At 47.5% G+C, this 26,700-nt stretch carries 28 protein-coding genes; 10 read left to right on the top strand and 18 right to left on the bottom strand.

Annotated elements, in window-relative coordinates; all coding sequences use genetic code 11:
* Positions 1-1,298 (top strand): glycoside hydrolase family 88 protein (locus PHG53_05790; GenBank protein MDD5381132.1); only part of this gene is annotated, 1,298 nt, incomplete at its 5' end.
* A gap of 464 nt (positions 1,299-1,762) precedes the next feature.
* Here the strand turns inward: PHG53_05790 and PHG53_05785 are convergent.
* Positions 1,763-3,478: a tetratricopeptide repeat protein gene (locus tag PHG53_05785; protein ID MDD5381131.1), complete on the bottom strand. Its 1,716-nt coding sequence runs from the start codon at positions 3,476-3,478 to the stop codon at positions 1,763-1,765.
* Positions 3,479-3,859: 381 nt separating this feature from the next.
* On the opposite strand from PHG53_05785, the gene PHG53_05780 reads away from it, so the two are divergent.
* The 3 genes from PHG53_05780 to PHG53_05770 are packed head-to-tail and all read left to right on the top strand — an operon-like array spanning position 3,860 to position 6,787.
* A complete protein-coding gene (locus PHG53_05780; protein ID MDD5381130.1) occupies positions 3,860-5,191 on the top strand; it encodes a replication-associated recombination protein A in 1,332 nt (443 codons plus the stop codon).
* A gap of 4 nt (positions 5,192-5,195) precedes the next feature.
* Positions 5,196-5,765 (top strand): 5-formyltetrahydrofolate cyclo-ligase, encoded by a 570-nt coding sequence (locus PHG53_05775; GenBank protein MDD5381129.1) that lies wholly within the window; start codon positions 5,196-5,198, stop codon positions 5,763-5,765.
* A 20-nt stretch (positions 5,766-5,785) separates the two neighbouring features.
* Positions 5,786-6,787 (top strand): L,D-transpeptidase family protein, encoded by a 1,002-nt coding sequence (locus PHG53_05770; GenBank protein MDD5381128.1) that lies wholly within the window; start codon positions 5,786-5,788, stop codon positions 6,785-6,787.
* A 35-nt stretch (positions 6,788-6,822) separates the two neighbouring features.
* On the opposite strand, the gene clpX is transcribed toward PHG53_05770, so the two are convergent.
* The 13 genes from clpX to PHG53_05705 form a co-directional block, all read right to left on the bottom strand.
* Positions 6,823-8,094: an ATP-dependent Clp protease ATP-binding subunit ClpX gene (gene clpX, locus PHG53_05765; protein MDD5381127.1), complete on the bottom strand. Its 1,272-nt coding sequence runs from the start codon at positions 8,092-8,094 to the stop codon at positions 6,823-6,825.
* A 21-nt stretch (positions 8,095-8,115) separates the two neighbouring features.
* The gene (locus PHG53_05760; GenBank protein MDD5381126.1) at positions 8,116-8,754 is read right to left on the bottom strand and encodes a 2-oxoacid:acceptor oxidoreductase family protein; all 639 of its coding nucleotides are present in this window, start codon (positions 8,752-8,754) and stop codon (positions 8,116-8,118) included.
* Positions 8,700-9,434 carry a thiamine pyrophosphate-dependent enzyme gene (locus PHG53_05755; protein ID MDD5381125.1) on the bottom strand — a complete coding sequence of 245 codons (735 nt, stop codon included), beginning with the start codon at positions 9,432-9,434 and terminating at the stop codon, positions 8,700-8,702. The genes PHG53_05760 and PHG53_05755 overlap by 55 nt, the downstream gene beginning before the upstream one ends.
* Positions 9,434-10,504 carry a 3-methyl-2-oxobutanoate dehydrogenase subunit VorB gene (locus PHG53_05750; GenBank protein MDD5381124.1) on the bottom strand — a complete coding sequence of 357 codons (1,071 nt, stop codon included), beginning with the start codon at positions 10,502-10,504 and terminating at the stop codon, positions 9,434-9,436. The genes PHG53_05755 and PHG53_05750 overlap by 1 nt, the downstream gene beginning before the upstream one ends.
* Complete coding sequence (locus tag PHG53_05745) at positions 10,501-10,767, bottom strand: ferredoxin family protein (protein ID MDD5381123.1); 267 nt, start codon at positions 10,765-10,767, stop codon at positions 10,501-10,503. The genes PHG53_05750 and PHG53_05745 overlap by 4 nt, the downstream gene beginning before the upstream one ends.
* Positions 10,768-10,874: 107 nt before the next feature.
* Positions 10,875-11,489, bottom strand: coding sequence for an SMC-Scp complex subunit ScpB (gene scpB, locus PHG53_05740; GenBank protein ID MDD5381122.1), 615 nt, complete (start codon positions 11,487-11,489; stop codon positions 10,875-10,877).
* On the bottom strand, positions 11,486-12,589 hold the full coding sequence (locus tag PHG53_05735; protein MDD5381121.1) for a Nif3-like dinuclear metal center hexameric protein: 1,104 nt from the start codon (positions 12,587-12,589) through the stop codon (positions 11,486-11,488). Before PHG53_05735 ends, scpB begins: the two co-directional genes overlap by 4 nt.
* On the bottom strand, positions 12,586-13,440 hold the full coding sequence (locus tag PHG53_05730; protein MDD5381120.1) for an aminotransferase class IV: 855 nt from the start codon (positions 13,438-13,440) through the stop codon (positions 12,586-12,588). The genes PHG53_05735 and PHG53_05730 overlap by 4 nt, the downstream gene beginning before the upstream one ends.
* Before the next feature lie 23 nt (positions 13,441-13,463).
* The gene (locus PHG53_05725; protein ID MDD5381119.1) at positions 13,464-13,814 is read right to left on the bottom strand and encodes a four helix bundle protein; all 351 of its coding nucleotides are present in this window, start codon (positions 13,812-13,814) and stop codon (positions 13,464-13,466) included.
* 9 nt (positions 13,815-13,823) lie between these two features.
* Positions 13,824-14,453, bottom strand: coding sequence for a hypothetical protein (locus tag PHG53_05720; protein MDD5381118.1), 630 nt, complete (start codon positions 14,451-14,453; stop codon positions 13,824-13,826).
* Positions 14,454-14,488: 35 nt separating this feature from the next.
* Complete coding sequence (pabB, locus tag PHG53_05715) at positions 14,489-15,958, bottom strand: aminodeoxychorismate synthase component I (protein ID MDD5381117.1); 1,470 nt, start codon at positions 15,956-15,958, stop codon at positions 14,489-14,491.
* A complete protein-coding gene (gene deoC, locus PHG53_05710) occupies positions 15,955-16,644 on the bottom strand; it encodes a deoxyribose-phosphate aldolase (GenBank protein ID MDD5381116.1) in 690 nt (229 codons plus the stop codon). The genes pabB and deoC overlap by 4 nt, the downstream gene beginning before the upstream one ends.
* Positions 16,644-17,729: an AAA family ATPase gene (locus PHG53_05705; GenBank protein ID MDD5381115.1), complete on the bottom strand. Its 1,086-nt coding sequence runs from the start codon at positions 17,727-17,729 to the stop codon at positions 16,644-16,646. The genes deoC and PHG53_05705 overlap by 1 nt, the downstream gene beginning before the upstream one ends.
* Before the next feature lie 291 nt (positions 17,730-18,020).
* Between PHG53_05705 and PHG53_05700 the strand changes: the two genes are divergently transcribed.
* A complete protein-coding gene (locus PHG53_05700; GenBank protein MDD5381114.1) occupies positions 18,021-18,788 on the top strand; it encodes a hypothetical protein in 768 nt (255 codons plus the stop codon).
* A gap of 67 nt (positions 18,789-18,855) precedes the next feature.
* Here PHG53_05700 and prfA read toward each other — a convergent pair whose 3' ends face one another.
* Together prfA and rpmE are read right to left on the bottom strand one after the other, a co-directional pair.
* A complete protein-coding gene (gene prfA, locus PHG53_05695; protein MDD5381113.1) occupies positions 18,856-19,944 on the bottom strand; it encodes a peptide chain release factor 1 in 1,089 nt (362 codons plus the stop codon).
* Positions 19,945-20,045: 101 nt separating this feature from the next.
* Positions 20,046-20,267, bottom strand: a complete 222-nt coding sequence (gene rpmE / locus PHG53_05690) for a 50S ribosomal protein L31 (protein ID MDD5381112.1) — start codon at positions 20,265-20,267, stop codon at positions 20,046-20,048.
* A 359-nt stretch (positions 20,268-20,626) separates the two neighbouring features.
* Here rpmE and PHG53_05685 point away from each other — a divergent pair, with 359 nt between their 5' ends.
* Positions 20,627-21,427 carry a hypothetical protein gene (locus PHG53_05685; GenBank protein MDD5381111.1) on the top strand — a complete coding sequence of 267 codons (801 nt, stop codon included), beginning with the start codon at positions 20,627-20,629 and terminating at the stop codon, positions 21,425-21,427.
* A 53-nt stretch (positions 21,428-21,480) separates the two neighbouring features.
* Here PHG53_05685 and PHG53_05680 read toward each other — a convergent pair whose 3' ends face one another.
* Positions 21,481-21,936, bottom strand: coding sequence for a glycine zipper domain-containing protein (locus PHG53_05680; GenBank protein MDD5381110.1), 456 nt, complete (start codon positions 21,934-21,936; stop codon positions 21,481-21,483).
* A gap of 164 nt (positions 21,937-22,100) precedes the next feature.
* Here PHG53_05680 and dapB point away from each other — a divergent pair, with 164 nt between their 5' ends.
* Together dapB and PHG53_05670 are read left to right on the top strand one after the other, a co-directional pair.
* Positions 22,101-22,898, top strand: a complete 798-nt coding sequence (gene dapB, locus PHG53_05675) for a 4-hydroxy-tetrahydrodipicolinate reductase (GenBank protein MDD5381109.1) — start codon at positions 22,101-22,103, stop codon at positions 22,896-22,898.
* Positions 22,899-22,905: 7 nt separating this feature from the next.
* Complete coding sequence (locus tag PHG53_05670) at positions 22,906-23,523, top strand: LysE family transporter (protein MDD5381108.1); 618 nt, start codon at positions 22,906-22,908, stop codon at positions 23,521-23,523.
* A gap of 34 nt (positions 23,524-23,557) precedes the next feature.
* On the opposite strand, the gene PHG53_05665 is transcribed toward PHG53_05670, so the two are convergent.
* On the bottom strand, positions 23,558-24,418 hold the full coding sequence (locus PHG53_05665) for a type II CAAX endopeptidase family protein (protein ID MDD5381107.1): 861 nt from the start codon (positions 24,416-24,418) through the stop codon (positions 23,558-23,560).
* Positions 24,419-24,559: 141 nt separating this feature from the next.
* On the opposite strand from PHG53_05665, the gene murA reads away from it, so the two are divergent.
* Together murA and PHG53_05655 are read left to right on the top strand one after the other, a co-directional pair.
* Positions 24,560-25,858, top strand: coding sequence for a UDP-N-acetylglucosamine 1-carboxyvinyltransferase (murA, locus tag PHG53_05660; GenBank protein ID MDD5381106.1), 1,299 nt, complete (start codon positions 24,560-24,562; stop codon positions 25,856-25,858).
* Between the two features lie 14 nt (positions 25,859-25,872).
* Complete coding sequence (locus PHG53_05655; GenBank protein MDD5381105.1) at positions 25,873-26,700, top strand: AsmA family protein; 828 nt, start codon at positions 25,873-25,875, stop codon at positions 26,698-26,700.

The following is a 26,700-nucleotide window of genomic DNA, read 5'->3' as shown; positions in this document are numbered from 1 at the left end:
TCGGCACCAATTCCAACGTACGCAGCAATCCGAAATATACGGTTTATACGGAAAGCTACGACCCGCCTGGCGACCTTGATCTGGCAACGACTTATTACTGGGCGGTCGATTCCAATGACAGCGGCACAATATATGCCGGGGACGACTGGAACTTTAGGACTTTATCCGTTTCGGCAGGAGACCGTATAGCGGATTATATTGTCAGCCTGAACCTGCCAGGTACAACCTATTACGCGGACCTCTGCGCTTACTATGGTGTGCTTGTTTATTCTGAATTCAAGGGAGATACTGCACTGAAAAACAGCATCATCGCCAAGTTTCCAGCTACTTATTACACAGGCGCAACAATGCCGCCGGAAGGGGACGTAGATAGAAATGTGTATGGGATATACCCTTTTGAGCTGTACCGCCAGACCGGCGATGCCAACTATCTTACATCGGCGCTGTATTTGGCGGACAGGGAATTTGCAAGTCCGCGTCCCGATGGTCTGAGCGCATACACACGCTTCTGGATTGATGATACGTATATGATTGGTTCGCTGCAAATTCAGGCCTATAAGTCCACAGGAGATATTGATTACGCTAATCATGCTGTTACGCAGCTTTTGGGATATATGGGAGAAGTGGAAAATTTGCAGCAGGCCAACGGTCTTTTTTATCATACGCTGAGCGCACCGATTCACTGGGGCAGAGGCAACGGCTGGGCGGCGTCGTCGATGACAGAAATCCTGCTCGCTCTTCCGGAAAGTCACCCGCAGCGGGCAGAGCTGCTTGGCAAATATCAGGCTATGATGTCTGCCTTGGTTACATATCAGAGTGAAGGCGGGATGTGGTATCAGGTGCTTGATATGGGCAGTGACCCACGTAACTGGTATGAATCGTCGTGCACAGCTATGTTTGTCTTTGCGCTGACGACCGGGGTAAAAGAGGGATGGCTTCCAGAGGAGCCATACAAACAGGCCGCTTTGGATGGCTGGGCCGCTTTGCAGGATTATATAGACGAGCAGGGACGCGTTCACGAAGTCTGTACAGGAACAGGTGCGAGCTCTGACGTGCAGTATTACTTTGACCGGCCAAGAGAAATCGGCAATACCCATGCTGAAGCGGCGGCTATCTGGGCGGCGACGGCGATAGAGCGATTGAATCCGGAAGCTGATGTTGTTGACTTCGATGACCTGAAGATATTGGCTGACAATTGGCTGGGTGATGAGCCGGATGCGGATATTTTCCCAGCCGAGGGCGACGGCATAATCAATTTCCTGGACTTTGCTGTATTGGCTCAAGACTGGCTGAAGTAAGTTACTGCTAATTGAAGCCGATAAAATTGGCTTTGTTTGGGTTCGTTTTGACCAAGTGTCCAATTTCGTTTTTTCACTGCAATTCGTTATATTCAATAGGGTTATAAACATTTGACTTTTTTGGAAATTGGGTTCGTTTTGCATAATTAATATGTTTTGATTGATTTTTCCATTCAGCGCAGACAATCATCTTTTCCGCCGTCGCTGAAGCTATGGCGGACAATACATACCTCCCTCCAAAATTGGACGAACATGCGCGATTGATGCGAAAAATCTGGGGTTTATGTGGGTGCGGTTTTGGCTAAGTACTTAGAGCTAAAGGAATAAAAAAAAATTTGGTTTTGCTGTTTTTACCACTTAGCTATATGCGCATTTGATTGAATTACTGATTAAACGGATTTTAAACTAACCACGAATTAATACGAACAAAGTGTCCCTTTTCCCTAAGTTTACTTACTATGGTGTTATTTACCGATTGTATTCTGCTTTTGGCTTTTCATAAGAGAAGCGTGGTTAAAAGCTTCTCGATAAATTTCGGTATCAGGGCTGAGCGTCAAAGCCTTATATAAATATTTAACTGCCTCGTCGAATTTGCCCATACCCATATAGGTACACCCGAGATTGTAATTTGTTTCCGAGTCATCCGGCTTTATTGCTAACGCTTTATCGAAGAATTTTACCGCCTCATCTAATTTGCCTTGATACCCAAGTGTGATGCCTAACTCGTTGTTAATCTGGAATTCTAATTTGTCCCGCATTTTTTTATGGGCTGGTCTTAATTCGAGGGCTTTATTAAAGTTTTTGACGGCTTCGTCATACTTGCTTTGTTCGAGAAAGGCAGAACCTAACAAATCGCAGGCCCACCAGTTATTTTCAACGACTTGAGCAGCATGGCTGAAGAGAGAGGCGCTATTTTGCCAGTACTTAACCTGATGCGAGGACAGTGTCCCAAGTAATAAAATAATAACCGGGGCGGATATAGAAAAGATAATCTTCTTTTTCTTCGACCGGCCGGTGAAATTTAATAATCCCCACGTAATGAAAATAAATAATCCGATTAAAGGAAAGTAAGTGTACCTATCGGCAAAAGCCTGAGGGCCTACCTGGACTAAGCCGATAACCGGGACAAGGGTCCCGATGTACCAAAACCAGCCGACGGCGAGATAAGGATGCCGTTTAAGCTTCCAGATAACAAAAGAGGTAACGGCCAGTAACAGTAAAGCAGACAAAACGACGCGACAAATATTCAACCCGTCATACGGAAAGGGATAGAGCATCGCCAATCTTAAAGGCCAAAACATTTTTACTATATATGCCGTATAAGCAGCGGGGACGTTGGCAAGGCGGTAAGCCAGCGGAATTTCGACAAATGATTTCATGACCCCTGTTTGCCACTGAACCGCGGAGACAATAATACTCGCAGCTATAGAGAGAATTAACAGCGGCACTTTTTCGAGGATACATTTACGGAGAGAAATCGCAGCCGGGCCGAGCGGACAGCAGATATGCTTTTGGCCCCTGAAGCTGATACGTCCTAAAGGCCAGTAATCCAGAAGTATCAATAAAAACGGCAGCGTAACATACATTTGCTTGGCCATAAGGCAAAGAGTGAAGAACAGTAAAACAATTGAATATCTTTTGATGCAAGGACGTTCGACGTAATAGTTATAAAACAGGATGGTCAGCAGGACAAGAAAGGTGCTTAGGGTATCTTTTCTTTCCGAAGCCCATGCGACGGACTCAACATGCAGCGGGTGAAGGACAAAGGCAGCTGCAACAAAGGCAGAAGACCATAAGCTTCCTGTCATGCGGTAGAGGATAAAGAATAATAGTATGGCATTGGCGGTGTGAAAAAGGGCATTTGCAATAAGGTGGGCGCCCGCGTTTACTCCGAAGAACTGGCAATCAAACATATGTGATAACCATGTCAGCGGATGCCAGTTAAAGGCATGATTTGTGGTAAAGGCCCATATAGTACCCTGCCACGTAAGGCCGGCTTTTACATTATCGTTGTCGGTAATATACGAATTATCGTCGAAAACTGTGATGAACTGGTGGTTGTTTAACTGCCAAAAGACCGCTAATGAAGCGAGTGCGAGAGATGAGCAAATAAAAAACACACAATATCTTTTTTGTTTTTCATTCATTGCTTCAAAAACATAATTTAGCCGATTCGGCATCAACAATCCTATCAAAATCAACTTAAATTGTCAAAAAGTTCCTCTTTCAAAGCTTTCCTTAACGGTTCGTTTAAATCAATTCATCTTATACAAACTCTCTCTTTAACATCGTGTCTATGAGGGAGAATATATTCTCAACTTTTCTGTCTGAGAATTTAGAGTGTAAAATTGAGGGGAAAAGGTGCGAAGGTGTGAAAAGTGGACGAAGGGGGGGTGGGAAGATTTAAGATTTGAAATTTCAGAGAACAAATTTCCGGATTTCTGCTTCCTTAGAGATAAATTTCACGGGAATGACAAAGGAGAGCGGGTTTAGTATAATGTTATCCGATGGCAGAAGGATTCGACAAAAAGACGTTGTTTAGCGGGGCCGAGCGGGCGAAAATGGCGGCGGCGGAGCCATTGGCGGTTCGGATGCGGCCACGGACGTTAGAAGAATTCGCGGGGCAGAAGCACTTCGTCGGCGAGGGGAAATTATTAAGGCGGATGCTGGAGGCGGACCGGCTGAGCAGTTTGATTTTCTACGGGCCACCGGGAACGGGCAAGACATCTCTGGCCCGAGTTATAGCAAATCACACAAAGGCGACGTTTAATTATTTGAGCGCGCCGGCGGCGAGCGTGAATGACATTCGGGACGTAATAAGGCAAGCGAAGGACAGATTGGCGACGGCAGGGGCGCGGACGGTGCTTTTTATCGATGAGATTCACCGGTTCAATCGTGCGCAGCAGGACGTGCTGCTCGATGACGTGGAGGCGGGGGTTTTAATCCTAATAGGCGCGACGACGGAGAACCCGTTTTTTTCGGTCAATTCGCCGCTGATTTCCCGCAGCACCGTATTTACTTTTGAATCGCTTAGCGAGGAAGACATTGTGCAGTTGCTGACGGCGGCGATTGCTGATAAGGAGCGGGGGCTTGGCAGATTAGATGTCGAGGCGGAGGAAAAGGCCCTGAAATTTCTGGCGGTGATGAGCGACGGCGATGCGAGAAAGGCGTTAACGGCGCTGGAGGTAGGGGTTTTATCTCAGGCGGCCCGCAGGGAAGGAAAAAGAACAAAATTTAATCTGGAAGTTGCGAAAGAGTCGATACAACAAAAGACAATTGATTATGACGGCACGGGCGATACACACTACGATTTGGCAAGCGCTTTTCAGAAGAGTATGCGGGGCAGCGACCCTGATGCCACGATTTACTGGCTTGCGAGGATGATATCAGGCGGAGAGGACACGCGTTTTATCGCTCGCCGGATAGCGGTATGTGCGGCTGAAGATGTCGGAAATGCCGACCCGATGGCGACAGTTTTGGCGGCAGCGGCCGTTCAGATATCCGAATTTGTGGGTCTGCCTGAGGCACAATTGGTGCTGGCGCAAGCGGCCATATATGTTGCGTGTGCGCCAAAATCGAATGCGTCGTCTTCGGCCATCTGGAGCGCAGTCAGCGACGTAAAGTCTCAAAAGACTATACCGGTGCCGAAGCATTTGAAGGACAGCCATTATTCGGCAGCAAAGAAGCTGGGTTACGGGACGGATTACAAGTATCCGCACAATTTTAAGGACAGTTTCGTGCCGCAGGAGTATCTGCCGGCGGCTTTGAAAAAGAGGTATTACGACCCGAAAGAGGCCGGGTATGAAAAAAATATCAAGCTCTATTTACAAAAGCTGGAAACCTTGATACAAAATAGCAAGTCTGTCCGAAAGAGTACTGGAGAAGAAGGATAGTTGAATGGACAAAGAGCAGCTGCGAAGTCAGTTCAAGAAGAGCCTGCTTGCTATACCATCGGAGCAGAGAAGCGAAAGGAGCCGCAGAGCCTGCCGGAACTTGATTTCGACACCGCAATTTCAAAGTGCGTCATCGATTATGATGTATTTGTCGCTGCCGCATGAGGTGGATACTTCCGAGGCGATACTTCATGCCTGGCAGTTGGGTAAGGCTGTTGCTGTGCCGAAGATTTCCTGGCAGCAAAGGCGTATGATGGCGGTGGAGATAAATTCGCTGGAGACGGGTTTTTCTACATTAGCTTCAGGGCTGCGCAGTCCTGTAATGGGTGTGCCGGTGCCGGTTGAAGAGATTGATTTGGTGGTTACCCCGGCCCTTGGGTTTGACAGGGGCGGCAATCGGCTTGGTCGCGGCGGCTCTTATTATGACAGGTTTTTCGCCGACGAGAAATTTAAGGCGTCCAAATGCGGTTTTGCTTTCACAGAACAAGTGGTTGACTCGATACCGGTGACTTCGGAAGATGTTCCGGTAGATTTTTTAGTTACCGATGAAGAAGTAATGTATTTTAACGAGTAAGTAAACAGGAGAATAAGAACATGTCCGGAAGGTGGATGTATGTCATTTTGGCATTGTTGATTATCGCTGTAGTGGTTGCATTTGTTTACAAACCTCATTTTTCCAGCCGAACGAAGGATACCGCGGTCTCGGCAGATACAGCCAAGCCGGCGGAGAGCAAGACAATTATGCCTGCGGTAAAATCTGCAGCGGAACCTGCGACAGAAACCGAGGGAGAACCAAATTTGTTAAGGTTTGCACAGACAACTGCAGAGGATAATCCCTGGGTGGCAGAGCTTATTACCGAAGCGATGTCATACATCGAGGCCAGACCGGTGAGGATTATAGATGCGCGTGATAGGCTAAACGAGACATTGCCGCTGCCTATGAGTGAGCAGCAGCGGGCGATTGTTAAAGAACGGCTCTCTGAGTTTGCAGACAAGTGGCTTTTCAGCAGGACGATTTATCCTCAGGACAGGCTCACCGGCACTTATAAGGTCAAGCCTGGCGATTTGCTTTCAACAATAGGCAGACAATTTAAGGTTCCGTACGAGATTCTGATGGAGATTAATAAAATTGACAGTCCCGAGGCCCTGCGGGCGGGAGAAACGATAAAGATAATTAACGGGCCGTTCCATACGAGGGTATATCTTTCAACTTTTACAATGGATTTATATCTTCAGAATACTTTCGTTCGCAGTTTTCCTGTCGGCCTCGGTCAGCCTGGCATGGAAACGCCAACGGGGCTTTGGGCGGTCAAGGAGGGCGGCAAGATGATATCGCCAAGGTGGACGGACCAGGTTACCGGCAAGACTTATGAGGCGGAAGACGAGGATTATCCTTTAGGGTCGAGATGGATAGGGCTGGAAGGTATCAAAGGAGATGCCGTAGGCAGGACAGGTTTTGCCATTCACGGAACGAAAGACCCTAACGGCATTGGTATTGCGGCTTCACAGGGATGTATTCGTCTGCATAACGGTAATGCGATACTGGTCTATAATGTGCTGGTGCCTGGGGATTCGCATGTGGAGGTAGTCGAGTAAGGAAGCTGTTTTCGACGGTCGTCGATGTGCAAAATTTAAGCTGATTCTTTTTTTACGTTTTGTTTTGCGGTTAAAAGTTCTGCTTTGCCTTCGACGATATCGCGTGTAATTACATATCTTGCGGGTTTCGGCTCTTCGGGCAGCTGATACATCAAATCGACCATTAACTCCTCGGTAATAGAGCGAAGCGCCCTGGCGCCGGTGTCGCGCTTAAGAGCTTTTTGTGCTAATGCGTGTAAACCATCGTCGGTGAATTCGAGTTCGGCATCTTCCATTTCGAAGAATTTTTGGTATTGCCTGATGAGCGCATTTTTCGGCTTTGTAAGTATGTCAATCAGCGACTTTTCATCGAGAGCCGTGAGTGCGGCAATTACAGGGACCCGTCCCACGAACTCAGGAATCATTCCAAATTCTATGAGGTCTTCGGGGATTATCTGCTGAATTATATTACTGAAGTCGGTTTTTTCATCGATTCGGCCGGCCAGTTCCGAGCCGAAACCTATCATTTTTTTGCCGAGCCGTTTTTTGATGATATTATCCAGGCCTGTGAATGTTCCGCCGCATATAAAGAGTATATGGGTCGTGTCGATTTGTATGTATGATTGTTCCGGATGTTTTCTTCCGCCTTGCGGGGGGACGTTGGCGATAGTTCCTTCGAGCATTTTCAGCAGGGCCTGCTGGACGCCCTCACCGGAGACGTCGCGGGTAATCGAAATATTCTGAGATGTTTTTCCGATTTTGTCGATTTCATCCACATAGACTATGCCCCTTTGCGCAGCTTCTATATCGAAGTCAGCGTTTTGCAGAAGTCGGAGCAGGAAATTTTCGACGTCTTCGCCGACGTACCCGGCCTCTGTAACAGTAGTGGCGTCGCATATTGCGAAGGGCACTTCAAGGAAATTTGCAAGGGTGCGGGCGAGGAGTGTCTTGCCGGTGCCGGTCGGGCCGATTAAAAGAACGTTAGATTTGTCGATTTCAACATCGCTGTTGTTGCTATCGGTGTGCAGCAGGCGTTTGTAGTGGTTGTGCACTGCGACGGAGAGATATTTTTTAGCGTGTTCCTGACCGATTACGTACTGGTCGAGATATTGCTTTATTCCTTTCGGCTTTGGCATTTCTTCGAGGCTGAGTACCGGGCTGCTGGTTCGTTTGCGGTTTTGCACAATGATATTGTGGCATAAATCGACACATTCGGGACAAATGAAAACGTTATTCGGCCCCTCAATGAACGCGTCAGTTTGTGTTGACGACCGGCCGCAGAAGCTGCAGATTGCCTTTGATTTTTTGTTATTCGGTTGCTTGGTCATTATTATTTTCCTGTTCCGGGATTAAGTTTTGCTTATGGGGTTATTGTGCGTTGTTTTGGCGAATTCGGCGCCTCTTCGCAGTGCTTCGGCGTTGGTCGGTAGTGTTTTGTGATATCGCTGCGCCACGACATCAGGCAAAGACTTTACGGCGGCATCGATGCTGAAGCCACGTTTTTGAAGATATGCGCCAAGGGCCACCATATTCGCGCTTTTTTGACTGCCCAATTCGATGGCTATATCGTCCGCTGGGATTGCTAATATATCAATCGAATCATCTACATCCGGTTTGCTGTCAATCAGGGAACTGTTCATTATCAACAGGCCTCCGCTTTTAACAGCGGGGGCAAATTTATTCAGGGACGCCTTATTCAGTGCAATTAGAGAATCGGGATTGCTGACCAGCGGCGAGGCGACGGGCTCATCTGCGATTATAACCATACTATTGGCGGTTCCGCCCCGCATCTCGGCGCCGTACGACGACATAAAGGTCACTTCTTTGCCGGTGTTCATCGCGGTTTGCGCCAGAAGTGTGCCGGTCAATATAATTCCTTGTCCGCCGAAGCCTGCTATGATTACTTCTTCACTGGAATTATTCCTGGTCACGTTCAGCCTTTCAAACGTCCCAACGGGAAGATTTTTATCATTTCGTTTTCCATCCACTCTATTGCCTTGGTCGGCGTCATTCGCCATGCTGTCGGACACGGCGAGAGCAGCTCGACCAGCGAAAGTCCCTTAGCGCCGTCAGCCTGCAGCTGGAAGGCGTGTTTGACGGCTTTTTTAGCATTGCGAATCAGGGCCGGCTTGTGCAGCGAACATCGCTCGATATAGATTGCTCCGGGCAGCATCGCCAGCAATTCAGATACCTGCAGCGGGTAGCCCTGCTTAAGAGGGTCGCGTCCCAGCGGCGTCGTGGTTGTTACCTGTCCGAGCAGGGTTGTCGGCGCCATTTGTCCGCCGGTCATTCCGAATACGGCGTTGTTAATAAAAATCACGGTTATCTGTTCGCCGCGGTGCGCAGCGTGGATGATTTCACCTGTTCCGATGGCCGCCAGGTCGCCGTCGCCCTGATAAGAAAAGATTATCTTGTCAGGATTTGTTCTTTTCATTCCAGTAGCCACGGCCGGCGCTCTGCCGTGCGCTACTTCAATCATATCCATATCGAGGTAATCATAAGCCAATACCGCGCATCCTACCGGGGCGATGCCTATGGTCCGGCCTCGCAAGCCCAGCTCATCGATTGTTTCCGCTATCAATCTGTGGGCGATTCCGTGCCCGCAGCCGGGGCAGTAATGCGTTGTGCAATCCTTAAGAGATTGCGGTTTTGTAAACACTTTCTGCATCATATTACGTTCTCTTGCCGTAAGGTTAATTGCCGGATTTTATCGAGGACCTGCTCGACGGTGGGGACACCGCCGCCGGGCCGTCCGTAAAACTGCACCGGCACTTTGCCCGCCACAGCTAATTTTACGTCATCGACCATCTGGCCGCAGCTTAACTCGATTGTCAGGAAAATCTTAAAATCTTTAGCCGCTTTGCTGATTTGTTCTGTCGGAAAAGGCCATAAAGTAATCGGGCGTATCCAGCCGACTTTGATTCCTTCCTGTCTTGCTTTATTGACGGCACCTTGCACTATTCTGGCGGCAATGCCGTATGCAATCACCACTATTTCCGCGTCATCTACTTCGTATTGTTCGCAGAGGACCTCGTTTTTCTCTATCTCCCTATATTTGGCCTGCAGGTCGTAGTTATGCTGTTCGACCGCGCCTTCCTTTAACCAGAGTGACCTGACTATGTTTTGTTCTCTACCGTCTGCACCGGTTAGTGCCCAGTCCTTCGGCGGCAGCTTTCTGCGGGGCTTTTTGTTGAAGACCACCGGCTCCATCATTTGACCGATGATACCGTCGGCAAGGACCAGAACAGGAATACGGTACTGGTCGGCGAGGTCGAAAGCCAGCGGCATACAATCAACCAGCTCCTGGACACTGGATGGCCCTAAGACGATTGTTCTGTAGTCGCCGTGTCCGCCGCCGCGTGTTGCCTGGAAGTAATCACCCTGTGCCGGGGCGATGTTGCCGAGGCCGGGGCCGCCTCGCATAATGTTGACAATGACGGACGGCAATTCAGCGCCGGCCAGGTAGCTTATTCCTTCCTGCATTAAGCTGATGCCTGGGCTGGATGAGGTTGTCATAACCCTTTTGCCGGTGGCGGCTGCGCCGTAAACCATATTTATCGACGCCAGCTCGCTTTCGCACTGAAGGAAAACCCTGCCTTCTTCGGGCATCCGTTTTGACATATATTCTGGTATTTCGTTCTGCGGCGTGATGGGATAGCCGAAATACGCGTCAAGGCCGGCAATAATGGCCGATTCCGCGAGGGCCTCGTTGCCGCACATTAGAATCCTCTCGCTCATTTTTTCCCCTTGATTAGATTCGGAGCGGTTTTTTTTTGTGGTTTATCGAGTATATTGTTTTCACGATATACTTCGATTGCGACATCCGGGCAGATAAGCGCACAAACAGCACAGCCAGAACAGTCCAAATCATTTTTCTGTGCGGGAAAGTAGCCGCTTTTGTTGGACTGCTTCGAGATGATAATACCGCCGTTTGGACACACCGCAACACACAGGCCGCAGCCTTTGCAGCGTTCGGCATTAATTGTTATTTTACCAGCCATTCTATGTTTTTACGCGATAATTAGCGTCCAAGTTCGATTTATTCGCCAATTCTAACAGCCGTCGGCAGATTTGTAAAGACAAAAGACGATTAGCGAGGATATGTAACCTAAGTGGGCGGTTTTTTAAGCTCTTCGATTTTGGGCAGGTCTTTGAGGGAATTTAAGCCGAAGACTTCGAGGAATTTTTTCGTAGTTCCGTATAACAGCGGTCTGCCTACGACTTCCGCCCGGCCGATAATTTTAACCAGCCCTTTGTACATAAGGGTCCTGATAATCTCGCCGACGGAGACGCCTCTGATGGTTTCGACATCGGCGCGGATAATCGGCTGCTTGTATGCGATTATCGCGAGCGTTTCAAGTGCCGCGGGGCTTAGTTTGCCGGCGTCCCGCGCGCGGAGCAATTTTTGCAGCCAATGATTATAAGGACTGAGAGTCATCATTTGGTAGCCGCCGGCGATTTGCTCTATTCTAAATGCGTTGTTGTTGATCTGGTATTTGTCATTGAGGTTTTTGATGTGCTGGCGGATTTGCGATGCGCTCGTTCCGACAATATCAGCTAACCTGGCTTCTCTTAGCGGCTCATCGCTGGCAAAGAGGACCGCTTCTGTAACCGATTCGACGGTAACGTCGGCGGGCGGCTGCGATAAATCGATTTTGTTTTCAACCTCTGCCTGAATTTCCGGCTGCTGTTCTTCCGGCTGTTGTTCGTGTTCTTCTGTCATAGGGTTTTCCATTTGAACGGGTCTGCATCCTTTCTGCTTATCTTAATCGTTACTTGCCCGATTTGCTTTTGTAATTGTTTGGCGAATTTTTTTAATATGAAGCGTTCTGAAACTGTATGGCTGAGGCAAATACACGTCAGCCCTGCCTCCTGTGCGGCCAGAGCCTGGTGGTGTTTAAGTTCGCCGGTAAGGTAGAGGTCTGTTTTTGCGGCGATAATCAAGTTGATGATTTTGCCGCACGAGCCGGCGCAAACAGCCGCAGTCCTTATCAGCCGGTTTTGGTTTCCAACGATTCCAAAAGCTCTTGCGCCTGTGTTTTTTTTTATTCTTTCGAGGATTTTTTTAAGCTGCGTTGGTTTTTGTAATTTGCCGATTCTGCCTAAGCCGAATTTAGATTGATTGTCATAGAGTTTGAAAACATCGAAAGCGGGCTCTTCATAGGGGTGTGCTTTTTTCATCGCGGCTATACAATTGTCGAGTTTTTCGGCGGGCACAATCGTTTCGAATCTTATCTCGTTTACTTTTTCTAATTTGCCTTTCTTTCCAATGGCAGGTCTTGCGCCGGCCAAAGGCAGAAATGTGCCTGTTCCTTCAGCGATGAAACCGCAGTTGCTGTAGTTTCCGATTGCGCCTGCGCCGGCGGCAAAAATCGCATTTGAAACTTTGGCGACTGATTCGGCCGGGACAAAGACAACGAGTTTATAATTATTGCCCTGCGGGCTTTCCACATAATCGCCGATTGGTTTGCCGTCGACAATGCCGACGATTTCTGCAAGGCCGTCGTTCACGCCGCCTACAACTGCATCCAGGGCCGTGTGAATGGAAAAGACCGCGATACCGGCTTGAATCAAATCATAAACAATATCGTCTCTGTTGATTTTCTTCAGGCCGTCCCAGATGACAGGATGATAACTTATAATCAAATCCGTCCTTGACCTTTTTGCCTCGGCTAATACATCTTTTGTGATATCGATGGTCAGCAGGATATTTTTCACATTTCGCCGCGGGTCGCCGATGAGCAGTCCGACGTTGTCCCAATCCTGTGCCAGTTTAAGCGGGACTATTTTTTCAATTTTTTCTGCGATATCTTTTATCTTCATTTACCGCACTCGTTTTTGATGAATTCGTCGAACTCTTTTTGCAGTTTTTTAGTCAGATTTCCGGGTTTTCCGTCACCTACCGTATGTTTTTCCACACTATTTACCGGCAAAATCTGCATAATCACGTTCGTCAGGAATACCTCATCGGCATCGAGCAAATCGGATATGTATAGGTTTTTTTCGATAAATTCAATGGAATTTTTCATGGCGATTTCAAAAACAGTCTTCCTCGCTACCCCGGCCAGCACCGGCGTTTCAATCGGCGGAGTATAGAGTTTCGAGTCCTTTACCAGGAAAACATTGCTTACGCAGCCTTCCGCCAGGCGGCTGTCCACGGTAAACCATAATGCCTCGGCGGCCCCTTTTTGGTGGGCCGATTTGAGCGCGAGCATTCGCGAGAAATAACTTGTCGTTTTGTGCCCGTAAATCGGCTCAGCGGTGTTCTGTCGGAAAGGGGATAGTACCACGAGCACTCCGTTTTTATAGTATTCGGCAGGATAGGATTGTAATTTCGCGGCGACGATAAGCAGGGTGGATTTGCGTGTATCCTCGGGTTCGGACATCGGCCCGCCTGTCAAAGTTACCCGCAATCGCGCATCGGCCAATTTATTTGCCTTGAGAACTTTGTAAATTGCATTGGTGATATAATCTTTGCTGTATGTATTATTTATCGACAATGCGCTTGCGCTGAAAAACAGCCTGTCCAAATGGTCTTTAAGAGAAAAGACCACGCCGTTATAACTTCTCATCGTTTCAAACAGACCTGCCCCATATAGGAACCCGCTATCAGTGACGGATATGCCGGCCTTGTCAGTCTCAATTAACTTGTCATTTAAAAAAACCTTTTCCATTATTAGCGTATGGCGTACAGCGTTTAGCGTATAGGATTGAGCATTCTATACAACATTGCACCAACTTCCTTCAATAGGGTTTCAATGGAAACACTGTTCTCTGTGTATTTTAAATCAATTGACAGCAGATACTGTGTTTCCAATTCCAGAAGAGAACCGTAAGCTATGGAGAGGAATTGGTTGTATTCTGCTTTATGCTTTCTACCATAACCTTCAGCTATATTAGAGGGAATGGATACAGCAGCTTTCCTCATCTGTTGAGATAAGCCATAATTTTCGGATTTTGGAAAGCCATTTGTCATCTTATATACTTCTAAAACCAGCTTATAACCTTTCTGCCAAACTATGAGGTTTTTGAATGACTTTGTCTTCATAACTATTTGCTATCTACTCTGATTTATATCGTAAAAACCCATTACAAGCCACCTGATGAACTGACAAACACGAAAGACAAGAAGATAAACAAGCCAGATGCCACCAAAACTAACTGCTGCACCTCCTAAGCCAGCTAATGTGCATAGCCCAATCAACGACCCCTTGGATAAGTTTACCCAAAAACAGCCTTTTGGTTTTTTCAGTTCTGTTACTGGTTCGTCTAATACCAAATGAGGTTTCTTGTTTGGTTCGGCTAACCTGTCGAAAACATCTGGCTTTTGTTTCTGTTCACCAGCCTCGACGAGAACCGTACCTTTAGGTTTCCAATTATAGAAGTTGTACTCGTCGATAATTGTTCCAACTGCGGTACTAAAACCAATAAAGGCCGCAATTATAGCTAAAACAAATGTAATTCTTCGGAATCCGTGTTTTAGATTTATTTTTCTTATATCTTTGTTTTCTTGTCCTTTTTTATCTCGGAGGGTATAGATTAAGCCGCTTGTTACGAGAACTACTATGAATACCCATACACTAAAGTCGGCGTAGTCAGGATGGCGAGTATCAAAAACCGATACAAAGGCATAGAACGTGATAGTTGCTATCCCGAGCCACATAATAATAATTTGCTTCTTATTCATAAAACCGCCCACTTCCCGGCAAAATATACCATTTGTTATGGTTCCAAATCTTGTATTTTTCTATCCGCTCCACGCTGTACGCTGTTTATTCCTGCCAGCAGCGCTCTTGCTTTAGTAATAGTTTCGGCCCATTCGGCCTGCGGGTCGGAATCCGCGACTATGCCGCCGCCGGTTTGCGCAAAGGCTTTACAATCCCTGATGATAATTGTTCGTATGGCGATATTCAAGCAGGTGTTTCCGTCGATACCTAAAAAGCCGATGCTGCCGGTATAAATGCCCCTTGCTGTCGGCTCGGTCTCGTCGATAATTTCCATCGAGCGGATTTTGGGTGCGCCGGTGATGGAGCCGCCGGGGAACATAGCTTTTAAAATATCGCAGAATGTAATTTCTTTTCTGAGCTGTCCCGCTACGGTCGCTACTGCGTGGAAGACCGTCGGATAAGTTTCGATTGTTCGCGGCTGAATCACTTTTCTGGTTCCAGGTTCGCAGATTCTGGCCATATCGTTTCGTTCGAGGTCGATTATCATATTAAGCTCTGCCTGCTCTTTTTCACTATTAATAAGCTCATGGAAGTTTACAGCATCGGCAGAAGCCTCGTTAATCCGCGGGCGGGTGCCTTTAATCGGCTTGGTGCTGATAGCGCCGTCAGCGATTGTTATGAACATCTCCGGTGATGCGCTTACGATTTGAAAGCCGCCGGCGTCGATATAAGCTGAATATGGACTTGGGTTGAAATGGTTTTGCCAGTGGAAAAGCTCTATCGGCGAAGCGTTATAATCACATTCGAATCGCTGTGAGAAATTGATTTGATAAACATCGCCATCATAAATATAGCGTTTTATTTTTTCAATTGCCTTGAAGTAACGGTCTCTATCCATATTGCATCGGATTTGCGAAAAGTCTATTGTTTCGAGGTCGGCAGGTTTGGGGCGATTGACAACAATATTTTGTGATTCGTTAAGTAATCGTTCGAGAGCAGATAGTTTTTCGTTTGGCGTTTCGGTATCATCTGGCAGCGACAAAGCCGTCAGCCAAAAGTTATCTTCGGCGTGGTCATAGGCGATGACACGGTCGTAAAAGCACAAACGCATCAGCGGCATATTCAGGTCGTTTAATGTTTTTTCCGGCAGCTTTTCGATATATCGGCTGAGTTCATAGCTGAAATACCCAATCCATCCGCCGCAGAAAATTCCTTTCGGCAAACTTGCGTCTTGTGTCTTGTGTCTTGGGTCTGGATAGAGCTTGTATTTATCCAGAGCATATTGGAGTTTTTCGAATGGGTTTTTTTGTCCAGCCTGAAATTCAAATACCTCTTTCGGTTCCGCGGCCCAGTAACTGAATCCTTCAACATTTTTTTTGGCCGTGTTGCCTCCGAGAATCGAAGGGGATTTTAATCGTGAAAACATTTCACTTAAGGCCGGTAAATTTACAGGAGCACAGATTTTTTTGTAATGCAAACTGCAGGCAATGCTTTTATTTATTTCGGTAGTCGTAGCTGTTGTCATTGTAATTGACCTGTCCTGAATTCATTAATAATTTGCACACCCGAAGATGTGCCTATTCTGTCGGCCCCGGCTTCCAGCATTTCGAGGGCTTGTTTTGCGGTTCTGATTCCGCCTGAAGCCTTGACTTTGCAGTTTGGCGCGTATTCTTTCATCAGTTTCACGTCTTCGACAGTTGCTCCGCCGGCAGGATTCATACCAGTGCTTGTCTTTACGAAATCTACGCCGACCTCATCTGCGATTCGGCAGGCAAATATTTTTTGCTCTCTGGTTAGGACAGTTGCTTCGATTATGACTTTCAGGCAGACAGCTGGCTTCATCGAACGGCAAACCTTCAATACCGCCAGAAGCTGATTAGATAAATTTTTTGCATCGCCCTCGATTATCGCGGCCAAATCGGCAACCATATCGACTTCATCTGCGCCGGCGAAGATACAATCCTCGGCCTGTGCGGCCTTGATTTTGGTGGAATCGGCGCCGAGCGGAAACCCGGCCACACTGCCGACTTTGACTCTGCAGCCGTGTAACTGCTCTGCCGCCAAAGCTATCCATCGAGGATTAACGAATACCGAACAGAAGCAGTAGTCTCTGGCTTGCTGGCAGAGTTTTTTGATTTGTTCGCTTGTGGCTGTCGAGCTAAGCAGCGTATGGTCGATACAGCCGGCCAATTGCTTTTCGTTTATGTCCATTACTTTTTTATGTATCCTTTATTTTTGAAAAATGTCGCTGCCTCATCCATACCGTTAAAGACTTTTGTGGCAGTCTGGGTGATAAAGACCGAAGGGGCCTGTTTTGCCGGCCAGATAACATAGACCTCTTTGGCGGCTTCGTGGGCATGCTGGAGCTCTCTTTCGACCCCGCTGGATATTGCGGCACGGCCGTCAGCCAGTGTCGGAATGAAGCTGATTATCATATCTGACTGGTCGATGAGCAGGAAATCGCGGGCGTATATCTGGCTGTTGATGTCGCGCTCGATTTGCTGGACTTGGTCCAGGTTCAGCCGGACTTTTCGCCCCAGAACCATCGCTTCGACAAAATATGACCCTTGCTCGGCGGCTTTATGTGCGTAAAGCGGCAAATACGATTCTTCCAAATCGGCGGGATCAAAGCAGATAAAAAGTTTTTTCATTAGCTGCCTGAACCCATCGATTTCTTCCCGAACGTTTTTCATATCGACAACGTGAGTCATAGGGAAACTCAAGTATGCTTTTTTGTGACGGCTTTCGAAAGCGAGTTTATAAAATGTTTCGATGGTTTCCTCTTCGGCCCCGCGGGCAAGGCAATAAAAAGGAACCGATTCGTCCACGCCCTTGCAGAGCATTTCTGTGCCGATAATTTCCTCTTCCCGCCAGACAATCAGGTCTTTGAGAGAATGTTCTACAGAGTGCTCGTCGATGAGCCGTGTATGCAGGGCGACGACGCCGTCAATCAAACAGATATACATATCTGCGCCGAGCTGGCGCATCTGGTCGAAGTCCACCGCAGGGAACAATCCGTGCCGCCAGCGGAAGGTTGCATGGGTATTGACAATGAGGTTGGGGGCTTTTTTGGCTTTTGCGATGATGTCTTTGAATACGCTGCGGCGAAGCGAGTTCAGCCTTTTCATCGGTATATCGAGGATTTTGCCGTGCGTAATGTCAGTCGCTTCGGCATACATCTTTTCGCCGACATTGCATAAAAGCACTTCTTTGCCTTTATCGGCGGCGAATCGGCATACCTGCTGGAGGTAGCTTTTTTTGTCAACGCCGACCATTCCGGTAACAACGATTATCATATCCAATCCGACCTTAAAATATTCCAATAAGCTTTCAAACTACTACGATATACGATAACCATCAAATTCGCAAATGAATCTTCGCCTAACCGCCACCAGTGAAGTAATAACACACTATATTTTGTCATAGTTTTTTCTTGGAAATCCCGGTTTATATTGTAGAGTTAGTACTAATGCAGCGGATTTACATTGGACTATAAGCTTGACGGCGGCATGATCGTACTTTGTAGTTGGTTTTGTATTGAGGGTGACTTCACTACAGTACAGTGCAAACTCAGTAAATAGCTACGAATGGATAAGATAACGCCGGAAAAAGTTGGCCCCGAAAACTTGCCGGATTGCGGCATCGGTTGCCTCACCGATCCAAAGAACCAAGGCTATCAGCCCAAAATCGAATGGCTAAGAAAGCGCTTTGCCGAAGGCTTACGCTTGTTGCTATTCCGTGATGAAAGGGGCAAGCCACTGGCCTTCCTTGAATATGTGCCGGGCGAATACGCGTGGCGGCCGGTGGACGCCAAAGGCTGGCTGTTTGTGCATTGCCTGTGGGTATATCCCAAAGGACAGAAGGTGGGCGGGCTCGGCAGTTGGTTGATCCGGGCCTGCCTGGAGGAAGCTCGGCAGGTAGGTGCCATAGGCGTGGCGGCCATGGTGAGTGACGGATCCTGGATGGCAGGTAAGCAAGTGTTTCTCAAGAATGGATTCCGGCAGATAGGTGCGGCCGATAGATTCCAGTTAGTTGTTCACCGCCTGAAAAAAGGTCCTGAGCCACACTTCCGCGACATCAGCGGCAACCTGGCAAAGTACCGTGGCCTGCACATTGTGTATTCCGCCCAATGCCCTATGCTGCCCAAGTCCGTAAACGACCTGTCGGAAATGGCGGCCGAACACGGCCTGAAACTGAAGGTTACCGTGCTCAACAGTGCACGCGAAGCACAAAACGCGCCATCTTATTACGGTGTTTTCAGTCTGGTGTGGAACGGGCGACTGCTGTCGGATCGTTACGTGAGCAAAGGGAGATTCAAGAATATTCTCCGGAAAGAGATACTGAAAGAAAAGTAATCAGGCACACTGGTCTATTGAATACAGACCTCCTGTCACCAGTTTTCCATGTAATTCTTAATAATCGTTACAGGTTTTTCAGCCGTTGCTGTCTGTCGTGCTCTTTCAGTGCAGCAATAAGTTCATCCATATCACCGGCTGTTATTTTGTCGAGGTTGTAAAGCGACAAGTTTATTCTGTGGTCGGTGACGCGATTTTGCGGGAAGTTATATGTTCTTATTTTTTCAGACCTGTCGCCTGAGCCGATCATAATTTTGCGCTGTGAATCGCGCTGTGCTCGTTTTTTGCTCTGGTAGTGTTCGTAAACCCTGCTCCTGAGGAGCCGCCATGCCTTGGCACGGTTTTTATGCTGGCTTTTATCCTCCTGCATGCTGACGGTAATTCCTGTTGGTATATGTTCGAGTTTAATCGCGCTGTTAAGCTTGTTAACGCTTTGTCCGCCCGGCCCGCCCGACCTGCATACATGTTCAATGACATCGCTTTCGGCAATCGGGATATCAAGTTCTTCCGGCTCGGGTAATACCGCTACTGTTGCGGCGGAAGTGTGAATCCTTCCCTGCGCTTCGGTTTCTGGCACGCGCTGAACGCGATGCCCGCCGCATTCATACCCTAATTCGGACCATACTCCCCGGCCTTTCACGCTGAATATAACTTCGCGAAAGCCGCCCATTTCTGCCGGGCTAAAACTAAGATGTTCGATTTTCCACTTGCGCCCCTCAGCGTATTTTGTGTACATATTGTATAAATCGCGTGCGAACAAGGCGGCTTCTTCGCCGCCGGTGCCTGCGCGTATTTCCATTATGATTGAGTCGATACCCATATCATCGCCCGACAGGAGAATATTTTGCATTTCTTCGAGAAGCGCTTTCTTTTTGGCTTCGAGCGGACTGATTTCTTCTTTTGCCAGATTTTTGAAATCTTCGTCCGCGGTGGCGTCTCTTAATATGTGTTCGGCTTCTTCCAGGCTGGAGATGGTTTTCTTGTATTCGCGATATTTAGCGACGGTTGTTTTCAGTTTTCCCTGCTCTTTGGCAAGCGCAATCAGCTTTACTGAATCGCTTGTGATTGCCGGGTCGGCAATTTGCTTTTCGATTTCGCTGTAGCGGAGCTCGATTGCATCGAGTTTTGCCATGAGAGTGCTTTTTTCTTCAGCCATAGAGACGGTCCTGCGAAGGTAAATCCGCCGGGCGTAAGGCGGATAAAAATAACGGGAAGAAAACTAAACGCTAAATGCCATTATAACTGGAAAGCCGGCTGTTATTTTTCTTTTTTCTTGAAGTAATCTTTGCCGTATTTCTTTTGGAACCGCTCTATCCGTCCCGCGGTATCGACGAATTTCTGCTTGCCTGTATAGAATGGATGGCACATCGAACAGATTTCGGCGTGTATTTCTTCTGCTGTGCTGAAAGTCTCGAATGTACTCCCGCAGCCGCAATGAACCACTACCTTTTGATATTTTGGATGTATATCTTTCTTCATAACTAAAATGCTCCTAAAACGAGGAATTCTAACAATATTAGCAGATTTTGCAATATAAATTTTTCTATATTAACTGCTTCCGGCTGTTTCACCGGCGTAAATTTATATTTATTATTGGACAAAGACGTTATGCGGAAAGCGGTTTTTCTTCGCTTAGAGACGTCTTAAGGCGGTTAAAATCAGGGTTGCCGGCTCCTAATTCAGGAAAACGCGCCTTTGTCTGCCCTGAGCTTGTCGAAGGGGTTGAGCCTAAAGCTCCGTTTGTTTTTAATCGATATTATATATGCTTTGGGATGTCTCTCGGCATATGGAAACATGGGGAGAGCATACTTTATAGGCCGTAAGATGGAGATGGCGTAATGCGGATTAGATATGTTGTTTCAACGATGTTATTTTGGGGGCAGGAGCATCACCTCTCTTTTGAGCAGGAATGTCAATTCTTGAAGTCTTGCGGTTTCGGGGTGGAGCTATGGCCTCATATAAAAGGTCAAAGTGACTGCCGTTATGAGAGACGTAATTGGTCCAGACTTGCTGAGGCTACTGAAGGTATGCTGGTCTCTATGCGTTCCCGTAACGACGTGCCCACATTAGAAAAGTGGGATGAGCAAATCGGATGCGCCAAACTGCTCGGAGCAAATATCGTGGCCGACTTCAAAAGTTTGGGTATTCCGAATGCCCCGGGGCCCGACGATTATGCTTTTGCCGAAGAAGTAGTCAAGCTGGCCGAGCTTAATAATGTAAAGTTGTGCCTCGAAACCGGCCGATTGTCGGCGCTCAAACAGATTGGTGAAAAGTTTGAATCTATTTGGTATTGCCTCGATATCGGCTATGCCAGTCTGGATCGTGAATTTGCTTTCAAGCAGTATGTGGATGAGCTGAGCGAGAGGGTGGCCCATTTGCATCTGAGTGACAATTACGGCCACGCGGACGACCATGAGCCGCCCGGCGTGCGAGGCGGTATAGCCCGTAAAAATTGGGAGTATCTGTTGGATGTTTTAAGCAACTACGACAATGATGTAATAGGTTCATTTGAGATGTGCCCGCCTATGCCGCCCGTGATGCTGCGGCAGGCAAGCGACTTTTTATTTGGTGTATTGAAATGGCCTAATCGGCCCCAAAAACAGCCCGGTTACGCAGAGGCTATTTATAACCCCACATAGCGGAATTGGTAACTGGTTGAATCCCCAGTTACCAATTACCATTTAACCAATCTTTAAAAACCGTATCCCGCCTGTTTTAGCTGTTCTTGTGTCGGCAGGGTCGTATATGTTTCGCCTCTTGGGCCGATGTAAACAACACCTTGCTTCCTCAGAGTTACGGGAGAAATGGAGCCGTTGCTGTTGGTGACGTTGATAGTAACGGTGCTCATTTCCTGCTGTACTTGTGCATTTTGCTGTTGCAGTTGCATATTTTGCTGTTGGAGACTTTGCATTTCGGCTTTTGTTTTTTTCTTGTCCGATTCGTTGCCTATCATATAGCCGCCTGCTGCGCCTACTCCTGCACCAATCAGCGTTGATTGCGTATTATGGCCTATTGCCTGGCCGACACCGGCGCCGGCCGCCGTGCCGATAAGGGCGCCAGTTTGTGCGTCGCTTTCACAGCCGCAAGTAAATGCCAGCCCTACGCCCATAACAGCTATAATTAGAGTTGTCACTAAACTTTTAACCATTTTATACCTCCATCAAATCTAAAAATATATTTTACTATAGTACCGGTTATTTTATAACCGGCCGGACGAAATAGTCAACTGTAATCCTTTGGTCTTGCAAATATACGCCCTGTTTGTTACGTTAGTTCAATTCTCATCCAAAACGCTTATTAAGGAGCTCGAAAATGCGTCCTAAACTGATAATAGTCGGTGCTGCCGGTCGGATGGGCAGGCGCATCATTTCACTGAATATAGACGCTGGATGGTTTGATATTATTGCAGCAGTTGAAACAAAAGGTCATCCTGATATAGGTAAAGATGCCGGTCTTGCGGCGTCAGCAGGGCCGATAAATGTTAAGCTGGATAGTGCCTACTCGGCCGGTGCCGACGTGGCCATCGATTTCTCGCAGCCTGCAGCGGCGGATGGTACTATTGATTACTGTCTTAAAGGCGGTGCCGCGTTGGTGTTGGGCACTACAGGTCTGACCGAGAAACAGCGTGAAAAAATAAAGACCGCCTCGGCGAAAATCCCTGTTATATATGGAACTAATATGAGTATAGGGATGAACGTTTTGTTCTCGCTGGTTGGTAAAGTTGCTTCGATGCTTGGCGACGAGTATGATACGGAAATAATCGAGCAGCACCATCGATTCAAAAAAGATGCTCCGAGCGGCTCAGCCCTGACATTGGCTGAGAATATCTGCAAGGCGACCGGAAAAAAATTCCCCGATTGTCTCGTTCACGGCAGAAGCGGCAAAGACACCATTAGACAGAAAGGCGCTATCGGCATGCACGCCGTACGTGCAGGAGACGTTGTTGGTATCCACTCGGCAATCTTCAGCACGCTCGGCGAAACGGTAACTCTGAACCATACTGCGCATAGCAGGGACACTTTCGCGGCAGGGGCGTTGCGGGCGGCACGGTGGCTTGTTGGAAAAAAGCCCGGACTTTACTCGATGGCCGACGTCCTTGGAATTGGTTAAATATAAAATGGCTGCTGATATATTTTTAAAAGGCCTTATTGTTGGGTTCCTGGTTGCCACACCCGTTGGACCGGTCGGGTTGCTGTGTATACAGCGGACTTTGAGTGAGGGGAAAATGCACGGCCTGGTTTCAGGGCTTGGAGCCGCTACCGCCGATGCCATATACGGCTTGATTGCCGCTTTGGGCCTTACGGTTATCTCGACATTTTTAGTTGAAAAGCAGCTATGGATTCGGCTCTTTGGCGGTCTTTTTCTTTGTTACCTTGGAATTAAGACTTTTCTGTCAAAGTCGGCTGGACAGGGTTCTTCAGCCAATGTACCCACTCATATTGGTAATTACGGGTCGACCTTTTTGCTTGCGATTACAAGCCCTGTTACGATTCTCGTTTTTGCAGCGGTATTTGCCGGTTTAGGCACGTTAACTTCGAGCGCACGTTATATTTCCGTTGGTTTGTCGGTTGCGGGTGTATTTACCGGCTCAGCTCTTTGGTGGGTTATGCTTTGCGGTATAGCTGGTATCCTTCATGGAAAGATAAGCTTAGATAAGTTGACCATGTTTAATAAAGTTTCAGGAATAATTATAACAGCTTTCGGCCTGGTTATACTTTTGCTTATAGTACTATGAAAATATATAACGGCCTGCTGCATCTTACTGCACATTATATGTTATATAAAGTTCCTATGATGCTGATTGCGTTGAAAATTGCGTGAATAAAGATAGGACGCAGCAGCGAGCCGCTCTTTTCATACGAATAACCCATACACACCGAGAGCACAAACAGGGCCGGCCAATGTCCCGCATTTGAATGTGCCAGTACGAATAAGCCGGAGCTTATTGCAATTGATGGCCAGGGTTTTGCTAAAATAGAACGCAGCATTGTTTGAAACAGGCCGCGAAAAAGCATTTCTTCAAACACAGGCACTATCGCTATGGCAGTAACGATAATCAGCGCCCTGACCGGCAGTTGCGAATATGCTCTTATCGTTTCGAGTTCCTCGTGCGGTTGTAATTCAAAATCAGGCCCTATGATAAGTTTGCCGACGTGCATCGTCAGGATTAACATCACTGCTATAAGAGGCCAGACAGAAACCAAGTTCAGCAAAGCTGCGGGAATATCTTTGTGAATTGTCCTGAAATTTACCCCGAACCCCTTTAATCGCCGGGCAAAACTGGCTCTTGCCAGCAAAACAACTGCCGCTATTGCTGTTATCTCTCCAATGCAGAGGATAAGATTATCCAGGAAAGCCTTTTGCCAGTCCTGCAGGGCGGGCAAAAATTTTTCTGTAACTGATGTTGCGAGCGAGACAGCCCCGAACCAGATAAACAGCGAAACAAATGGCAAATAGAGAGGCATATTGTTTCGGCGCGGCACCGAATCGGATAAAGATTTTCTGCCTAAGGATGTTTTGAGCAGCCAGTTGCCGAATATTAATAGTCCTGCAAGGAAAATAACGAAGTCAATTGCGATTGTGTAGCTGACTTCGCCGCAGGCGGATTTAATAATCTCAGGAATATTCATCGTTATATACTTTTGCAACCTTGAAACTAAGCCTGTTTTGTGCTACATTACCAAAAACGTTCGGGCAGCACCAATTTTTTTGTCTGTGTCTGGTCTATTAGCTTATGTTGAGAATTAGTGCCGCCCGGGGGAAAATAGATTATGGATATATTTCGCATCGAAGGGCCTGTCCGGCTTTCGGGGGCCGTTAATGTAAATGGTTCCAAAAACGCTTCTTTGCCGATAATGGCCGCCACTATGTTAGCTGCCGGCAAATCGGTTATAAAAGCCGTGCCATATCTTTCTGATATTACCGTTTTTGGCCAGCTGCTTGACCAATTGGGTTGCGGATTTACACGAAAACCAAACGGGGATTTGTGCATCGATTCGGAAACAATTGATAATCCGGTTGGCGAGTATGACATTGTCCGCAGAATGCGGGCGAGTGTTTGCATACTCGGCCCGTTGCTTGCTCGCTGCGGCAGGGTGGAGGTTTCAATGCCGGGCGGATGCGCTATTGGCGACAGGCCCATCGACATTCATCTGCGGGGCCTTTCTGAGCTTGGCGCGAAAATCCATCTTAAAAACGGCTATGTTGTCGCCGAGGCGCCTAAGAACGGATTGAGGGGGAAAGATATTTTTATGGGCGGGCCCTTTGGCTCGACTGTATTAGGCACGGCAAATGTGTTAATGGCCGCAACACTGGCCAAGGGTAAGACGACTATCGAGTCGGCTGCCTGCGAACCGGAAATAGTTGATTTGGCGAACTGCCTTACCAAAATGGGTGCTAAGATAAACGGTATCGGTTCACCCAGGCTGATTATCGAAGGAGTTAAAGAGTTGGCCCCGGCCGAACATCAGGTAATTCCCGACAGAATCGAGGCCGGGACTTTTATGGTTGCTGCCGCTATAACGTCAGGCTCGCTTCATATTCAGAATTGTCGGCTCGAGGATATGATGGCTGTTGTTGACAGGTTAAGAAGTATTGGGGTAACAGTCGAAGCCGCAGACGATGGCTGTGTCGTTGCCCGCAAAAGCTCAACAATTAAACCGGCTGATATTACCACACAGCCTTATCCGGGTTTTCCTACCGATTTGCAGGCTCAGTTTATGGCACTTCTGTCACTTGCCAAAGGTAATAGCATTGTGATTGAAAAAGTTTTTCCTGACAGGTTTATGCACATCGCTGAACTGAATCGAATGGCGGCGAATTTGCGCAAAGAAGGGCCTACGGTCATAGTAGCGGGTGTAAAGAAACTGATTGCCGCCCCTGTAATGGCCTCTGACCTGAGGGCGTCGGCGGCGCTGGTTCTCGCCGGTATGGTTGCTGAAGGCACCACAATTGTCAACAGAGTTTATCACATCGACCGCGGCTATGAAAAAATCGAAGAAAAATTGAATCTGGTCGGTGCAAAAATCTTTCGTGAGCCTGCTGAAAGTTTGGCCGGAGAGAAAGTTTAGGGTGAGGTTAGAAAATGAAAAAATCTTTAAAAAAAATTGTGTGGGTTATTCTGCCGGCTGTTCTGATTCTGGCTGCCGTTGCGGCGATAGCCATTGATATTTTTGCCGACCATGCCTTAAAAATGGGTATCGAGGTCGCGGCGACCAAAGCCTTAAACGTCGGGGTAAGTGTGGGGGATGTCGACCTGCAAATTTTCGCAGGCAAGCTTAGCATTAGTAATCTTTCAGTTAATAATCCGCCTGGTTATCGGTACGATAAGCTGCTTGAGCTGAAAAGTGCCAAAATCGAAGTTGATGTAAGGGCGCTTCTGGGTGAGAGGGTTGATATAAAAGAAATCAAACTCGATGGAGTAAATATCTTTCTTGAGCAAAGAGGTGTTTCCGGTAATAACCTTCAAGATGTGATGAAAGCGGTGTCCGATCGGCGAAAAGCCGAAGGCAAATCTGGAAAAGACGGGAAAAAAATCCACGTCAATAACATCGAAATTACTGACGTAATAGTTAAGGCAAAGTTGCTGCCTGTCCCCGGAAAGGTAGATACCATTACGTTTAATCTTGACCCTATCGTGATGACCGATTTAGGCCGCGATAACGACTTGGATACGGCCGAATTGTCCAGGAAGATCTTGGCAGCCATAGTAGCCGGCGTGGCGGATAAAGGGACAGGTGTTTTGCCTAACGAGATGATTGCTGCCATGAAGTCAACCCTTGGCACGACCATACAACTGGGCAAAACCGCTACGAAAGAAGGAACAAAGCTTTTAAAAGAAAGCAAAGGCAGAAGCTGGGAATTTGCATATGTCCTCAGGAGTCTGCTGAAAAAACTCACGGGACAAAACTAA

It is taken from the genome of Phycisphaerae bacterium, from assembly GCA_028714855.1.
In the GTDB taxonomy this organism is placed as follows: domain Bacteria; phylum Planctomycetota; class Phycisphaerae; order Sedimentisphaerales; family Anaerobacaceae; genus CAIYOL01.
Note: the sequence above shows the minus strand (reverse complement) of the source record. Positions and strands in the feature narration are given on the sequence as shown.

Excerpts from the sequence above, each read along its gene's own strand:
- murA (MDD5381106.1), top strand. The coding sequence starts at position 24,560 with ATGGATATATTTCGCATCGAAGGGCCTGTCCGGCTTTCGGGGGCCGTT.
- PHG53_05720 (MDD5381118.1), bottom strand. The coding sequence starts at position 14,453 with ATGAATAAGAAGCAAATTATTATTATGTGGCTCGGGATAGCAACTATC.
- clpX (MDD5381127.1), bottom strand. The coding sequence starts at position 8,094 with ATGACCAAGCAACCGAATAACAAAAAATCAAAGGCAATCTGCAGCTTC.
- pabB (MDD5381117.1), bottom strand. The coding sequence starts at position 15,958 with ATGACAACAGCTACGACTACCGAAATAAATAAAAGCATTGCCTGCAGT.
- PHG53_05730 (MDD5381120.1), bottom strand. The coding sequence starts at position 13,440 with ATGGAAAAGGTTTTTTTAAATGACAAGTTAATTGAGACTGACAAGGCC.
- PHG53_05785 (MDD5381131.1), bottom strand. The coding sequence starts at position 3,478 with ATGCCGAATCGGCTAAATTATGTTTTTGAAGCAATGAATGAAAAACAA.
- PHG53_05755 (MDD5381125.1), bottom strand. The coding sequence starts at position 9,434 with ATGCAGAAAGTGTTTACAAAACCGCAATCTCTTAAGGATTGCACAACG.
- scpB (MDD5381122.1), bottom strand. The coding sequence starts at position 11,489 with ATGACAGAAGAACACGAACAACAGCCGGAAGAACAGCAGCCGGAAATT.
- PHG53_05725 (MDD5381119.1), bottom strand. The coding sequence starts at position 13,814 with ATGAAGACAAAGTCATTCAAAAACCTCATAGTTTGGCAGAAAGGTTAT.
- PHG53_05670 (MDD5381108.1), top strand. The coding sequence starts at position 22,906 with ATGGCTGCTGATATATTTTTAAAAGGCCTTATTGTTGGGTTCCTGGTT.
- PHG53_05735 (MDD5381121.1), bottom strand. The coding sequence starts at position 12,589 with ATGAAGATAAAAGATATCGCAGAAAAAATTGAAAAAATAGTCCCGCTT.
- PHG53_05780 (MDD5381130.1), top strand. The coding sequence starts at position 3,860 with ATGGCGGCGGCGGAGCCATTGGCGGTTCGGATGCGGCCACGGACGTTA.
- dapB (MDD5381109.1), top strand. The coding sequence starts at position 22,101 with ATGCGTCCTAAACTGATAATAGTCGGTGCTGCCGGTCGGATGGGCAGG.
- PHG53_05745 (MDD5381123.1), bottom strand. The coding sequence starts at position 10,767 with ATGGCTGGTAAAATAACAATTAATGCCGAACGCTGCAAAGGCTGCGGC.
- PHG53_05700 (MDD5381114.1), top strand. The coding sequence starts at position 18,021 with ATGGATAAGATAACGCCGGAAAAAGTTGGCCCCGAAAACTTGCCGGAT.
- PHG53_05655 (MDD5381105.1), top strand. The coding sequence starts at position 25,873 with ATGAAAAAATCTTTAAAAAAAATTGTGTGGGTTATTCTGCCGGCTGTT.
- PHG53_05770 (MDD5381128.1), top strand. The coding sequence starts at position 5,786 with ATGTCCGGAAGGTGGATGTATGTCATTTTGGCATTGTTGATTATCGCT.
- PHG53_05775 (MDD5381129.1), top strand. The coding sequence starts at position 5,196 with ATGGACAAAGAGCAGCTGCGAAGTCAGTTCAAGAAGAGCCTGCTTGCT.
- rpmE (MDD5381112.1), bottom strand. The coding sequence starts at position 20,267 with ATGAAGAAAGATATACATCCAAAATATCAAAAGGTAGTGGTTCATTGC.
- PHG53_05750 (MDD5381124.1), bottom strand. The coding sequence starts at position 10,504 with ATGAGCGAGAGGATTCTAATGTGCGGCAACGAGGCCCTCGCGGAATCG.
- PHG53_05680 (MDD5381110.1), bottom strand. The coding sequence starts at position 21,936 with ATGGTTAAAAGTTTAGTGACAACTCTAATTATAGCTGTTATGGGCGTA.
- PHG53_05705 (MDD5381115.1), bottom strand. The coding sequence starts at position 17,729 with ATGATAATCGTTGTTACCGGAATGGTCGGCGTTGACAAAAAAAGCTAC.
- prfA (MDD5381113.1), bottom strand. The coding sequence starts at position 19,944 with ATGGCTGAAGAAAAAAGCACTCTCATGGCAAAACTCGATGCAATCGAG.
- PHG53_05685 (MDD5381111.1), top strand. The coding sequence starts at position 20,627 with ATGCGGATTAGATATGTTGTTTCAACGATGTTATTTTGGGGGCAGGAG.
- PHG53_05665 (MDD5381107.1), bottom strand. The coding sequence starts at position 24,418 with ATGAATATTCCTGAGATTATTAAATCCGCCTGCGGCGAAGTCAGCTAC.
- deoC (MDD5381116.1), bottom strand. The coding sequence starts at position 16,644 with ATGGACATAAACGAAAAGCAATTGGCCGGCTGTATCGACCATACGCTG.